This window comes from Ensifer sp. SSB1, assembly GCF_016652895.1.
Classification (GTDB): Bacteria; Pseudomonadota; Alphaproteobacteria; order Rhizobiales; family Rhizobiaceae; genus Ensifer.
On the sequence record NZ_JAEPRP010000190.1, the window covers coordinates 1 to 13,761 of the forward strand.

Below are 13,761 nucleotides of genomic sequence, written 5' to 3' on the forward strand. Positions count from 1 at the left end.
CCGAGATCGACCAGAGGTCGACGCCGTCGATCTCGATTCGGCCGGCATTCGGCTGCACCGCCCGGTAGAGGCAGCGCAGAAGCGAGGTCTTGCCAGCGCCGTTCGGCCCGAGGATCGCAAGGCGGCTGCCCGCTTCGATCGAGAAATCCATGTCTTCGACCAGGGTCAACCCCGCACGGGGCCCCCAGCAAAGGCCTTCCACCTTGAGGGCAGCTCCCGTCGCTGAACAGGTCATGATCGCGTCCCTCCCCGTGCCGCGGCGCATTTCTGCCCGCGCACCAGAGGACGCTGCAACCCTTTGCGTGTCGCCCTCATTGGAACCGTCCTCCAATGTCTTCGGAGACGAGCACTGCCGCCGGAATGCGGGCGAGCGTTTTTGTCTTGAGGCCGCGCGGACGCTCGGCGGCACGCGTCATGCCGTCGCCACGTTCGGCATAGATGGCGGCGAAGCGGACGAGGTCGTCGATATCCTCTTCCGGCGAGATATCACCGAAGAGATAGGTCGCCTTGCCCGTCGCCTGGAAGGCAATGGTGCAGGGTCGCGTGCAAGCCGCCATGCAGACGGTGCCGGCGATCGAGAAATCACGATCGAGCGGCTCGCCGAGCGCGGCGATGCTGCGGTTGAGACGCTTTATCAGCTCGGCGCCCGGCAGGCAGGGACCGCCGGTAAAACGGCAATCGGTGCAAACCGTTATCTTGTGCTGTCGGGAATTCGGCTCAGCCATTTTCTCTCTCCGCCGGAGTGACGGCAGGAGATGGCGAAGCGGCAGGATGACGGATGACCGTCGCGCGAAAGCCAGTTCTTTTCCATCGGAACACCCCGTCCGTTGTGGTTGATCGGTTCGATGGCAGGTCTCCTGGCTCGCGGGTCGCGGCGCATCCACGTCTTCCCGGTCTTTGACCAGTGACATGGTGTGAATGCGCTTTCCGCTCACAGTTGCGGGGGCAGCCACGGTTTCGGCCCCATTTGGGTCGTCCGTTCCGTGTTCCCTTTTCAGCCGCTTCCGCATTTCCGCGGACGCAGCACCATCACGCTCTTCCTCGCATGAATCGGCCGATGAAACAACTGCTAGGGGTGCGTGTGCGGGATCTATCAACATGCGGCGTTTCGTCATGCAGGATTTGTTATGAAATAACATAACGTATTGCAATGTCAAAGTTGAGTAGCCGGCGAAATTTGCCGCGGCGGCGCTGCCCGGCGCCCCCCCCGATCCGCCCTGCGCACGCCGATCGGCCGACCACCCGGCCCGATGCTTTCCGACTGGTGCCGGCGCGCCCACAAAAAGCGCCAGCGCCATGCGCAAATGCCGGCGATCTTAACGTACGTTACGCTCACGTAACCCCATGTCTGTTGAGAAAATCATCGGCCGAAGCGACAATCGGCAAAGCTAAGATTGGGCATCGGTAACGCACCAATAAACTCAACTTGACCGCGCAGTACAGAAATGGCGCAATCCCGAAATGAAGTGATGGCAACTCAACTTTCTGAAGGGAAAAGTAGTGAATCCCATCGATTTCTTCGTCGACACACTTCGGACATACCCGCCCGTGGCCGTCTTCCTGGCACTCGGCATCGGCTTCCTGATCGGGCCGATCAAGGTCGCGGGATTCAATCTCGGAAACGTCACCGCAACGCTTCTTGCCGGTGTTCTCATCGGGCAGCTGGGCATCCAGGTTTCCGGTGACCTGAAATCCACCCTGTTCCTGATCTTCCTCTTCGCCGTCGGCTACGGCGTCGGACCCCAGTTCGTGCGCGGCCTCAGCACCGACGGACCAAAGCAGATCGCCTTCGCGCTGTCTGTCCTGGTGCTGTGCCTCATCGTTCCCTATCTCTGCGCGCTGATCGCCGGGCTTCCGCTCGGCTATGGCGCCGGCATGTATGCGGGATCGCAGACGATCTCGGCTGCAATCGGCGTCGCGACGGATCAGATCAACTCCCTCGGGCTGCCGGCCGAGCAGGCCAAGGCCTTTGCCGACCAGATCCCGATCGCCTATGCGGTGACCTATATCTGGGGCACGATCGGCTCGGCCATCATCCTCGCCCAGCTTGGGCCAAAGCTTCTCGGTATCGACCTTCCGGCGGCGTGCCGGGAATATGAGGCCAAGCTTGGCGGCGGCACCGAGAGCAGCGAACCCGGCATCACCCGCGCCTATCACGATTTCGGCCTTCGCGCCTACCGCGTCGATCAGGCAAGCGGGCTGACCGGCAAGCCGGTCAAGGACATTCTTCCCGGCATCCGTGTCTTTGTCGAACGTCTGCGTCGCGGCGACCAGATCATCGAAGCCGACGGCAACACCGTGCTGCAGCCAGGTGACGTCGTTGCCTTTTCGGGCCGGCGTGCAGTGCTCGTCGAAAACCTCGACAGCAAGCTCATCGAGGTCGAGGACAAGGAGCTCTTGAACGCGGAAGCCGAAGTGGTCGACGTCTACGTCACCAGCAAGGCGCTTGCCGGCAAGACGCTCGCCGATGTCAGCACGATGGATTGGGCGCGCGGCGTCTATGCCCGCAAGATCATCCGCTCGCTGGTCGAGATCCCGGTGCTGCCCGGCACCACCGTCGAGCGCGGCGACATCGTCACCATCGGCGGCGCCAAGAGACACGTCGAAGCGGCGATCAAGGCGCTAGGCTTTGCCGACAGGCCCGTCGAGACGACCGACATTGCCTTCCTTGGCTGGGGTCTCTTCGTCGGCGCAATGATCGGGGCGCTCACGATTACGATCGGCGGCATCCCGATCGGCCTTTCCACCTCCGGCGGCGCGCTTCTGGCAGGCCTCGTGCTCGGCTGGCTGCGCACCACCTACCCCGCCTTCGGCCGGATCCCCTCGCCGGCCCTCTGGCTGATGAACACGCTCGGCCTCAACATCTTCATCGCCGTCGTCGGGATCGGCGCCGGCCCGGGCTTTGTCGCGGGCCTGCAGGAGGTCGGCATTTCGCTGTTCATCTGGGGCGTGGTCGCCACGTCGATCCCGATGATCGCCTCGGTGCTCCTCGGCCACTATGTCTTCAAGTTCCACCCGGCGATCCTGTTTGGCGCCTGCGCCGGTGTGCGAACGACGACGGCAGCGCTCGGCATGATCCAGGAGGCGGCCAAGAGCAAGGTGCCGGCGCTCGGCTACGGCATGCCCTACGCCATCGGAAACACGCTGCTGACCATCTTCGGCCTCGTCATCGTCATCATGCTCGCCTGAGGCGAGCGGGCGAAGCCGACCATCGTTCAAAATGCATAGATCACAGGGAGTGTGGACCATGTTGGACAGAAATTTCTACGATAGCCTTTCCGATCTCAGCCCGTTCGAAATCAAGGACGAACTGATCAAGCTCGCCAAGTCGAGCTCACAGAAATCCGCCAAGGCTTTCCTCAATGCCGGCCGCGGCAACCCGAACTGGACGGCGACACGCGCTCGCGAAGCCTTCTTCCTGCTCGGCCAGTTTGCGCTGACGGAAGCCAAGCGCGCCTATTACGACCCGAAGGCCGGTGTGGCCGGCATGCCGCCGAAGGACGGCGCCCACGCGCGGTTTGAGAAATGGACGAAGAAGCAACTGCAGAGCACGGCCGACTGGGATGAAGAGGATGAGGGCATTCCGCCGGCAAAGACGCTTTCCGACGCCGTCAACTACGCCATCACCACCTTCCGCTTCGATGCGGACGCCTTCGTGCACGAGCTCACGGACTCGATCATCGGCGACAACTATCCGGTTCCCGATCGGGCGCTGCACCACAACGAGATCATCACCCACGAATACCTGATGTGGGCAATGTGCGCCGGCCACCGACCGAAGGCAAAGTTCGACCTTTACCCGGTCGAAGGCGGCACCGCCGCCATGTGCTACATCTTCAAGGCACTGAAGAACGCCCGCCTGCTTAACGCCGGCGACACGATCGCGCTCGGAACGCCGATCTTCACGCCCTATCTCGAAATGCCGGAACTGGAGGACTACGATCTCAAGACTATCAACGTCAGCGCCGAGCAGGAGGACCGCTTCCAGTTCACCGACGAAGACATCAAGGCGCTGGAGAACCCCAAGGTGAAGGCGTTGTTCCTGGTCAACCCCGGCAACCCGTCCGCCGTGGCGATGGATCCGGATTCGATCAAGCGCCTTGTCGACCTCGTCAACAAGAAGCGCCCCGACCTGATCGTGCTGACGGACGACGTCTACGGCACCTTCGTTCCGGGCTTCCAATCGCTGCTTGGGCATCTGCCGCGCAACACGATCGGCGTCTACTCCTATTCGAAGTACTTCGGTTGCACCGGCTGGCGCCTCGGCGTCATTGCCGTCGCCGAGGACAACATCTTCGACGAGAAGATCAAGGCCCACGCCGAACCGATCCAGAAGCTCCTTGAAAAACGCTACAAGGCGATGACGCCGAAGCCGCGCGAGGTGAAGTTCATCGACCGCATCGTCGCCGACAGCCGCGACGTAGCGCTGAACCACACCGCCGGCCTGTCGCTGCCCCAGCAGGTGATGATGACGCTCTTCGGCCTGGTCGAGCTGATGGACGTCGAGAAGGCTTACCAGAAGGCCTGCATCGCCATCTGCACCAAGCGCTTCTGGAACCTGATCGAGGGCATGGGGGTCGAGTCCAATCCGGGCATCTATTTCGACCACTATTACGGCATCATCGACTTCGAGTTCTGGCTGCGCAAATATGTCGGCGAGGATGTCGTCACCTGGGTGAAGGACAACATCCACCCGCTCGACATTCCCTTCCGGCTTGCCGAGGACCACGGCATCGTGCTGCTCAACGGCTCGGGTTTCGATGCGCCGAGCTGGTCGGCACGCGTCTCCTTCGCCAACCTCAATGACGACGCCTATTCGCAGATCGGCCGCGCCGTGCGCTCGGTGGCGCGCGGTTACGTCCAGACCTACCAGGCAGCCAAGGGCCTGAAGATCAGCTAGCTGATCGAAGCGGCCGGCAAACATGCCGGCCGCTTCCCCCTACCGCACCGCGCGTCTTCCTGGACGCGCGGAGGTCGCTGTAGCACTTTGAATTGCTGCATGTTTTCGCCTATCAATCGGCCACGATCACGGGGAACATGCAGAAGGGCGTGAGCAGACGTCCTGTTGTCCAGCCACCCCAGATTTTCCGGCGGTTTCCCGCCGGCGAGCAAGCAGCGCATTGTCAGGCTGAAGGCGCCCCTTCGGCTGGAGTTGGGAGTAAAGCGGCGTGATCGATCATCTGTTCGGCATACTCAGAGCGCATCCTGAGCTTGCCCTGTTTCTCGCGCTCGGCATCGGCTACGCCGTCGGCAAGATCACCATCTTCGGCGTGACCGTCGGCGCCGTCACCGGCTGCCTGCTGGCGGGCGTGCTGATCGGCCAGACGGGCGCGGTGTTGTCGAACGATGTAAAGCAGGCGTTCTTTCTGCTTTTCCTCTTTGCCATCGGCTACCGCACCGGCCCGCAATTCTTCCAGAGTCTCAACGCCGATGCCCTGCCCCAGATCGCCGTTACGGTGACGCTCTGCGTCGTCGCCCTCGGCGTCGCGATCATTCTCTCGATGCTCTTTGCATTCGATCTCGGAACGGCAGCCGGCGTGCTGGCAGGCGGAGCGACGGAATCGGCAACCGTCGGCGTCGCCATCGACACCTTCCGCAAGACGGCACCGACGCCCGAAGCGGCCAACCAGTTCGAATCCGCCGTGGCGACCGGTTTTGCCGTCGCCTACCTTGTCGGTGTCGTCAGCGCCATTCTCGTGCAGTCGCAGTTGGCTCCGCGGATGTTCGGCCGCAGCCTGAAGGAGGCCTGCGCCGAACTCGAAGCCGAACTCAACATCACCCCGCAGAACAACGGCGACACCGCCCGCCGCGAGATCGAAGCGCGTGCCTTCCAGGTCGCAGACAACCTGGTCGGCCTTACGGTTGCAGAAGCGGAAGCGAGGGTTCCTGAAAACCAGAAGGCCTATATCGAGCAGATCCGCAGGGGCCGCGAGATCGTCACACCCACGAGCAAGGAGCGCCTGCAGGCAGGTGACGTCATAGCCGTTGCAGGTCTTCGCGGTTTCCTGGTCGAATATTCCAGCCGGATCGGCACAGAGATCGACGACCGCGAGCTGCTCGATATCCCTGTCGAGACCCTCGATGTGGTCGTCACCAACAAGGAAGTGGCCGGCAAACGCCTGTGGCAACTCAGGCAGCAGCCCGAGGCACGCTCGGTCTTCCTGCGCGGTATCCTGCGCGCCGGCCAGCCGATCCCGATCTTTCCCGGGCTGACGGTGCGCCGCGGCGACGTCATGTCGATCGCCGGCGCGCGCCGCCATGTCGAGGATGCCGCCGCGCGGCTCGGCTATGCCGACCGCGAGACGACGGCAACCGACATGGTCTTTGTCGGCGTCTTCATCTTTCTCGGTGGCCTGATCGGCATTCCCGCGCTGAAACTCGGTGCGCTGGAGATCGGGCTTGGCGTTGCCGTCGGCGTGCTGATTGCGGGTCTCGTCGCCGGCTGGCTGCGCTCGGTCCGGCGCACCTTCGGCTTCGTGCCGGAAGCAACCCTCTGGTTCTTCGACAGCGTCGGGCTCTGCGCCTTCATCGCCTGTGTCGGCATTTCGGCCGGCCCGAGTTTCGTGGCCGGTCTCGTCCAGTCCGGCCCGGCACTGGTCATCGCCAGCGCGCTGATCTGCGTGATTTCGCACTTGGCCGCGCTCGCGCTCGGCCGCTGGGTCTTCCGGATGAACGAAGGCGTGCTCGCCGGCACCTGCTGCGGCGCCGGCACTTCGGCACCGGCGCTCGCCGCCGTGCAGGAGGCGGCGGGAAGCAAGGTCCCGACGCTTGGCTACGGCCTTGGCTACGCCATCGGCAACGTGCTGCTCGCACTCTGGGGCGCCGTGCTTGTGACGGTTTTGGGGTAGCGCGAGCGCGTGGCGCAAGGCGCTGACTTTCTAGCGGTATCGATTACCGGTCATGGAGATAGCGGCGGCATAGGAAAGGTCTCCGCGGCAAAGGCCGCACTATCGTCCCATCGCAACAATGCGCGTCCTGCATCGGTCCAGCGCCCAAATCGCGCGCCGAACTCCGACACCTCCATCTAACCAAAGGCCGTGAGTGCCTCGATTGCGTATTCCCCGGCCGACACCGCATAGTTATCGACCAGGCCCTCAGGACGCTCTTCGAGATATTGTCTCACCATTAGTGCCAGCGCTTTCAGGGCCAGCTTTTGGCGATCGTCCATGATGTAGCTTCCGGGCCGCAGATTCGGTTCGTTCATTTCGACAGGCTATCACCGCAGCGGCCACACCAGCATCAGCGTGGGTATGCTTACGATGACGATTACCAGCGATAGCGGCAGGCCGAGGCGCGGATAGTCGCTGAAGCGATAACCGCCCGGCCCCATGACCAGCGTGTTGCACTGGTGGCCGATCGGGGTCAGGAAATCGCAGCCAGCGCCAATGGCAACGGCCATCAGGAAGGCTTCCGGCTTGTAGCCGAGCGCACCGGCAAAGCTTGCGGCGATCGGTGCCATGACCAGCACGGTGGCGGCATTGTTGAGAAACGGCGTTACGGCCATGGCGGCCAGCAGGATTATCGTCAGCGCGCCGGCGGGCGGCAGGCCGGCGGCAATCGTGCCGAGCCATTGCGCGATGACCTCCGTGCCCCCGGTCGTGCGCAAGGAATCGCTGACCGGGATCAGCGCCGCCAGCATCACCAGGATTGGCCCGTCGACCGAGCGGTAGAAGTCGCGCAGCGGAATGATGCGCAGCACCACCATGGCAAGGGCAGCAGCAAAGAAGGCGATCGGCACGGGAACGAGGCCGACGGCGGTCGAGCCCATGGCAGCTGCGAGAACGAGAAGCGGCAGCGGGGCCTTGCGCGTGGTGCCGAGCAGGATTTCGCGCTGGGCCAGCGGAAGGCAGCCGAAGTCCTGCAGGAAGGACGTCAACTCGTGCCTTGCGCCTTGCAAGACGATGATGTCGCCGGCGCGCAAACGAATGCTGCCGAGGCGCTGCTTCAATCGTTCGCCCTGCCGGCTGACGGCAAGCAGGTTGATATTGTGGGTGTTGAACAGCGCCAGGCGCTGTGCCGACATGCCGTCCAGCGGCGAACCGCTCCCGACGACCGCTTCCACCGCTTCGATCTCGGATCCCGCCTTGTCTCGGGCGTGGGGAGCACGGTCACCGGCAATCTTCAGCTTGGCCTGGGAAACGATGCGATCGAGAGGTGCCGGCCCGCCTTCGAGCAGCAGCACATCCTCGGCTTCAAGCGTAACGTCGGGGAGCGGCGCCAGGTGAAGGCCGCGGCGAAAGATGGCGATGACGACGGCACCGCCGTCGCCGAGCTTTACCAGATTGCTGAGCGGCTTGCCGATCGCCGGGGAGCCGGCGGCAACCACGGCCTCGGAGGTGTAGTCGGTGATCTCGATCGCCGATTGCAGCGACACCTGCTGGCTGGTGCGCTGCGGCACGAGCTTGTAGGCAAAGAGCAGGAAGATGCAGCCGACCAGCGCCAGCGTCGCTCCGACGGGCGTGAAGTCGAACATCGTGAAGCTCTCGCCGGTCAGCTCCTGGCGGACGCGCGAAACGACGATGTTCGGCGAGGTGCCGACCTGGGTCATCAGCCCGCCGATCAGCGATCCGAAGGCCATCGGCATCAGGAAGACGGAGGGCTGGACATGCGACCGGCGGGCAAACTGGAAGGCGACCGGCAGCATGATCGCCAGCGCCCCGATGTTCTTGATGAACGCGGAGAGCACGGTGACGGTAATGACCAGCAGCGCAAGCTGCGCCCGGACCGACGAGATATTGGGCAGGAACCGCTGGATCGCCGCATCCACCACACCTGAGCGCGCAACCCCCGCGCTGACGATCAGCGCGCTGCCGACGATGATGACGATATCGTCGCTGAAGCCATCAAAGGCATGGTCGTAGGGCACGATGCCGACGGCTACCGCCAGCATCAGCGCAGAACAGGCAATCACGTCGTATCGAAACCGCCCCCAGATGAAGAAGGCCATCATGGCGCCGATGACGATAAACGCGAGAGACTGGTCGGCGGTCATGCAATACCCGGGTTCGGCAAAAGGACTGGCGGCGGGACAGAGCGAGCGCTTGCCGCAAGGGCGAAACGCGCAATCCGTGCAGAAGTTCACAAGAGACGTAACCTATGTTTCGGCAAATCGGAATTCGCCTCAGCGACAAATCTGGGTATGAGTGCGAAGCGCATTAATCGCGCCGCCGCGCCGGCGGTGAGGCGGTCGCCCCTGCCGCCCTGTGACTTGACGGTTCCGAATACGGCCGCCGAATGTTCGGGACGCACCCGAACGTTGGGTTGCTCACAGGCTGACTGCAACTCTCGCAACCAAGCTTTTCACGACTGGGAAGACGTGAATATCTGCAAGCACTGCTTGCGAAAAGCCGCGCGGCGGAACTTGGAAATTTCCGTTGAAGCGCTACACTTTAGAAGAAAGTGCTGGACCTCGCGGGCAATGACCGTTCAAGGCAATTTCGCCTGACGCTCGATGACGCGCAGCCAAGCTCAGCCACATCTGAGGATCGCCGACATGAAACATGCCCTTGCCGCTCTCTCGGTCGTTCTGCTTCTCAGCGGCTGTACCGCCACGACCGGCCCCAACCTCACCTACGGCTATTCGCCGAACCTCCAGCCCATCCCCGGCAGCATCACCTATGGCGGCCAGCCGCGCACCAAGCTGAAGAAGGCGCCCGTCGGCAGCATCGTGCCGCACCAGTTCATCGACCAGTATGGCCGAAAGGTCTACGAGACCTACATCATCGAGCCCGATCGGTCCTTGCGCCTGACCAGTCGGCGCTGGCAGCCGGATTTCCTCTTCGACTTCGACTGAGCAAATCCGGCCCGCTAGGAAGGGGAGCGGCCATCGCCGCTGCCAAACTGCGCGTGCACCCAATCGCGAAGCACGCGGGTCGCTGGCCGGTCGGCCATGCGCGGGCTGTAGACGAGGTCGTAGCGGTCGCTCTCGAGCGTCAGGTCGAAAGGCTGGACGAGGATGCCCGATGCGAGTTCGTCCGCCACCAGCGTCAGGCTCAGGAGAGCGATGCCCTGCCCCGCAACGGCCGCCTGGACGGCGTGGATCTCATCGGTAAAGGAAAGCTGCGCGCTGGCATCGACATCGAGCGCGCCGGCGCGCTCCAGCCATTGCCGCCAGACGGGCGCGCGGTGATCATTGCGGCGTGACGGCCCCCAGTCGAAGTGAATGAGCGTTTCCCGTTTGAGATCGGCCACACTTGCCGGCGCCAGTCTCGGCGCGCAGACCGGGGCAAAACGATCGGCAAACAACGGCTCGGTGACGAGACCCGGGTAGTGCCCGCCGCCGAAACGGATCGCGACGTCCGCATCCGCCTCCAGGTCGATCGTCCTGTTGGAGGCGTCAAGCCGCAAGGTCCAGTCCGGATAGGCCTCACGAAACGACCCTGCGAGCGGCGCCAGCCGCTTGGCAACGAAGGCGACGGTGGAGGTGAGCCGCGCCACCTTGCCCGTCTGCTGGCGGCGCACATCGGCAATCGCCTGCTCGAAACGATCGAGCCCATCGCGCAGCACCGGAAACAGCGCCTTGCCGGCCGCCGTCAGATGCACCTGCCGCGTTTCGCGCTCGAAGAGCTTGACCTCCAGCATTTCCTCCAACTGTCGGATCTGGTGGCTGACGGCAGTCGCCGAGACGTTCAGTTCCTCGGCCGCATTCTTGAAGCTCAGCCGGCGGGCGGCCGCTTCGAAAACCCTGAGTGCACCAAGCGGCGGCAACTTTCTCATTCCATCCTCATAGATGAATTCAACTCATCCATCGGCTGAGAAATCACTCTTTGTCAGCCCATGCTCGCCCCAGCATATTGGGATCAACAGCCAAGGCAACAGCGCCGAGCTGAGAAAATCTCAAGCATGAAAGGACACCCCATGTCTCTCGAACAGGTCGTCACCAAGCCGGATCCGTATGCGCCCTTCCTGCTCTCCCAGGCGATCAAGGCCAATGGCTTCGTCTTCGTCTCCGGCCAGGCGGCGATCGGCGACGACGGCGAACTCGTCGGTGTCGGCGACTTCGACCGTCAGGCCGAGCAGGCCTTCCGCAACCTCGACCGGGCGCTGACGGCGGCAGACTCTGGTCTCGACAAGATCGTCAAGGTCACGATCTTCCTGCGCTCCATGGAGAATTTCGCAAAGATCATCGAACTCCGCCGCAAGTGGTTCTCCGCGCCCTATCCGGCCGACAGCATCATCGAGGTTTCCTCGCTCTATTCGCCGGACGCGCTGATCGAGATCGAAGCGATCGCGCTCGACGCGGGGCGCTGACATGAACGCGCCCCTCAGCATTCCATCACCGGTCTTCACCGGTGCCCGTCTCAAAGGGCTCGATTTCGCCAACCGCCTGTCGGTCGCGCCGATGACCCGCATCAGCGCCTCGGCGGCGGGTGTACCCGGCGAACGCATGCGGCGCTACTACCAGCGCTTTGCACGCGGCGCCTTCAGCCTGATCACCACGGAAGGCATCTACACGGACAAGGCCTATTCCCAGACCTATCGGGACCAGCCGGGCCTGACGGACAGGGAACAGGCGGAAGCCTGGCGGCAGATCGTCGATGCCGTTCACGCAGAAGGCGGCCGCATCTTCGCGCAGCTGATGCATGGCGGCGCGTTGGCGCAGGGCAATCCGCACAGGCCCGAGACGGTGGGCCCTTCCGCTGTGCGCCCGAAGGGCAGCCAGATGACCGGCTATCACGGCGACGGACCCTATCCGCTGCCACGCGAAATCAGCGACGCCCAAATCGCCGAGGCGATCGAGGGCTTTGCCGATGCCGCTCGCCTTGCGATCGACGTCGCCGGCTTCGACGGCATCGAAATCCACGGCGCCAACGGATACCTGCTCGATCAGTTCTTCACCGATTATTCAAACGGGCGGATCGATCGCTGGGGTGGAGATATCGTTGAGCGTCTCGGCCTGTCGCTCGAAGTGCTGAAGGCGGTGCGCGCAGCGATCGGACCCGACGTTCCGCTGGGCCTCCGCCTCTCCCAAGGCAAGGTCAACGACTTCAGGCACAAATGGGGGGAGCGCGAACAAGGCGCTGCGCGCGTGTTCCAGGCGCTCGCCGACAGCCCAGCCGACTTCGTCCACGTGACCGAGTTCGAAGCCTGGCAGCCGGCCTTCGAGGATGGCGACGCCTCGCTCGTCGCGCTGGCCCACCGCCACGCACCACACCTCTTCCTCATCGCCAACGGCAGCCTGCACGACCTCGCCCGCGCCGAGGAGGTGATGGAAGCCGGGGCCGACATGATCGCGCTCGGCCGCGGAGCGCTCGTCAACCCCGACTGGCCGCGGCTGACTGCCGAACGCAGCGGCTTGCGCCCCTTCGAACTACCGTTCCTTGCACCGATCAGCGACATCAAGGACAGCGAACTCGCGCTCTGAAAAATAGAGTGACGGACGCACCTCCCGAGGGGTGCGTCCGTCACTTGCCCCAAAGGCCAGGCGACCTGAGTTATTACAAAGCCGGCACGAAGCGATAGGCCGCCCCGTTGCGCTCTGCCCGCCCGATCCCCGGATAGGCCCAATGGTAACCGAGCAGCGCCAGCCGCTCCGATGCGGCTCGGTCGATCAAGGCCTTGCGGTTCGTTAGAGCCAGCTCCGCATCCGTGTCGAAGCCGAAATGCCAGTCGGGATGCTCGAAGAAGACGATGTTGCTGGTGACCGCATCGCCCGTGATCACCAGGCCCTCATGTCCCGCGCCGTCGCCGCCGGCAAGCTGGAGCGAGATATGGCCGGGCGTATGGCCCCGCGTGTCGAGGACCTGCATGCCACTGACGATTTCGTCGCCGGGCTTCACCAGGGTCAGCCGGTCCTTGACCGCGAACAGGTCGCGCTGCGCGCCCTTGGCAAAACCGTGCAGCACCTGCGGCATCACCTTTTCGAAGTTCGGATCGGTCCAGAATTGCCATTCGGCCTCCGAGACGAAGTATTGCGCGTTCGGAAAGTTCAGCTTGCCATCGGCTCCGACGGTGCCGCCCGCATGGTCGGGATGAGCATGCGTCAGCACCACCTTCGTCACCGCACTCGGGTCGATGCCGGCCGCAAGCAGATTGGCGTTAAGCTTGCCGGCGCTGTCCTGGAAATGATTGCCCGAGCCGTCGTCGACCACGATCAGATCGCCGCCGCTGCGGATGACCGGAATATTGGTGTGAAACGGCGCCTTTTCGGGCGTGCCGCCAAGCCGGCGCATGATTTCCGGCCGCTCTTCCGCCGTTGCATCCGGCAACACAATGTTCACCGGCAGCATGATGAAGCCGTCGCTGACGACGGAAATGTCGAAACTGCCGTGCCGAAAGCGATGGATGTCAGCGGCATAGGCGCTTTTCGGCAGGAGAGCGGAGGCGGCAACCGCGCCGGAGCCGGCAATGAGTTGACGGCGGTCGATGGGCAGAACGTCATTGGAAGAACGGGAGACGGTCATGACACTGATCCTTGGCTTAAGCGTTTGAGGAAGGCCGGTACCGCCTTCGGCGGCACCGGGAACAAGCGTCAGGCCTTGGCGAAGGCGAGCAGGTCGGCGTTGAGCTGGTCCTTGTGCGTGTCGGTGATGCCATGCGGCGCGCCGGCATAGACCTTGAGTTCGGCATGCGGGACGAGTTTCTTCGAAGCCCGAGCGGCCGCATCGATCGGCACGATCTGGTCGTCATCGCCGTGGATGATCAAGGTCGGCACGTCGAACTTCCTCAGATCCTCGGTGAAATCGGTCTGCGAGAAGGCGACGATGGAGTCATAGGTGTTCTTGTGACCGGCCGTCATGCCCTGCAGCCAGAAGCTGTCGA

13 protein-coding genes and 1 riboswitch are annotated in these 13,761 nt (G+C 63.5%); of the genes, 6 read left to right on the top strand and 7 right to left on the bottom strand.

Translation table 11 applies throughout. The features are described from left to right. Positions 1–235 (bottom strand): ABC transporter ATP-binding protein (locus I8N66_RS31455; RefSeq protein ID WP_291162560.1); only part of this gene is annotated, 235 nt, incomplete at its 3' end. A gap of 76 nt (positions 236–311) precedes the next feature. Next, the gene (locus tag I8N66_RS31460; protein ID WP_291162563.1) at positions 312–725 is read right to left on the bottom strand and encodes a DUF1636 domain-containing protein; all 414 of its coding nucleotides are present in this window, start codon (positions 723–725) and stop codon (positions 312–314) included. Between the two features lie 104 nt (positions 726–829). After that, positions 830–1,046, bottom strand: a riboswitch (cobalamin riboswitch). Between the two features lie 454 nt (positions 1,047–1,500). On the opposite strand from I8N66_RS31460, the gene aspT (I8N66_RS31465) reads away from it, so the two are divergent. The 3 genes from aspT (I8N66_RS31465) to aspT (I8N66_RS31475) all read left to right on the top strand — a co-directional run bounded on the left by aspT (I8N66_RS31465) (position 1,501) and on the right by aspT (I8N66_RS31475) (position 6,848). Next, entirely contained in the window at positions 1,501–3,189 is a 1,689-nt protein-coding gene (aspT, locus tag I8N66_RS31465) for an aspartate-alanine antiporter (RefSeq protein ID WP_223727692.1), read from the top strand. A 58-nt stretch (positions 3,190–3,247) separates the two neighbouring features. Next, positions 3,248–4,900, top strand: coding sequence for a bifunctional aspartate transaminase/aspartate 4-decarboxylase (locus I8N66_RS31470; RefSeq protein ID WP_113539263.1), 1,653 nt, complete (start codon positions 3,248–3,250; stop codon positions 4,898–4,900). A gap of 268 nt (positions 4,901–5,168) precedes the next feature. Further along, on the top strand, positions 5,169–6,848 hold the full coding sequence (gene aspT, locus I8N66_RS31475; protein ID WP_291162569.1) for an aspartate-alanine antiporter: 1,680 nt from the start codon (positions 5,169–5,171) through the stop codon (positions 6,846–6,848). A gap of 176 nt (positions 6,849–7,024) precedes the next feature. On the opposite strand, the gene I8N66_RS31480 is transcribed toward aspT (I8N66_RS31475), so the two are convergent. Beyond that, the gene (locus tag I8N66_RS31480; RefSeq protein WP_162768841.1) at positions 7,025–7,168 is read right to left on the bottom strand and encodes a hypothetical protein; all 144 of its coding nucleotides are present in this window, start codon (positions 7,166–7,168) and stop codon (positions 7,025–7,027) included. Between the two features lie 48 nt (positions 7,169–7,216). Then, positions 7,217–8,992 (bottom strand): SLC13 family permease, encoded by a 1,776-nt coding sequence (locus tag I8N66_RS31485; RefSeq protein WP_291162573.1) that lies wholly within the window; start codon positions 8,990–8,992, stop codon positions 7,217–7,219. 501 nt (positions 8,993–9,493) lie between these two features. On the opposite strand from I8N66_RS31485, the gene I8N66_RS31490 reads away from it, so the two are divergent. Then, positions 9,494–9,793: a hypothetical protein gene (locus tag I8N66_RS31490; protein ID WP_291162576.1), complete on the top strand. Its 300-nt coding sequence runs from the start codon at positions 9,494–9,496 to the stop codon at positions 9,791–9,793. Positions 9,794–9,807: 14 nt separating this feature from the next. Here the strand turns inward: I8N66_RS31490 and I8N66_RS31495 are convergent, their stop codons facing one another. Then, on the bottom strand, positions 9,808–10,731 hold the full coding sequence (locus I8N66_RS31495; protein ID WP_291162591.1) for a LysR substrate-binding domain-containing protein: 924 nt from the start codon (positions 10,729–10,731) through the stop codon (positions 9,808–9,810). Positions 10,732–10,857: 126 nt separating this feature from the next. Between I8N66_RS31495 and I8N66_RS31500 the strand changes: the two genes are divergently transcribed. Continuing rightward, positions 10,858–11,250 carry a RidA family protein gene (locus I8N66_RS31500; RefSeq protein ID WP_113539257.1) on the top strand — a complete coding sequence of 131 codons (393 nt, stop codon included), beginning with the start codon at positions 10,858–10,860 and terminating at the stop codon, positions 11,248–11,250. Between the two features lies 1 nt (position 11,251). After that, the gene (locus I8N66_RS31505) at positions 11,252–12,364 is read left to right on the top strand and encodes an NADH:flavin oxidoreductase (RefSeq protein ID WP_291162580.1); all 1,113 of its coding nucleotides are present in this window, start codon (positions 11,252–11,254) and stop codon (positions 12,362–12,364) included. A 73-nt stretch (positions 12,365–12,437) separates the two neighbouring features. On the opposite strand, the gene I8N66_RS31510 is transcribed toward I8N66_RS31505, so the two are convergent. Continuing rightward, complete coding sequence (locus tag I8N66_RS31510) at positions 12,438–13,403, bottom strand: MBL fold metallo-hydrolase (protein ID WP_291162584.1); 966 nt, start codon at positions 13,401–13,403, stop codon at positions 12,438–12,440. A gap of 68 nt (positions 13,404–13,471) precedes the next feature. After that, a partial coding sequence (locus I8N66_RS31515) for an alpha/beta hydrolase (protein ID WP_291162588.1) occupies positions 13,472–13,761 on the bottom strand: 290 nt, incomplete at its 5' end.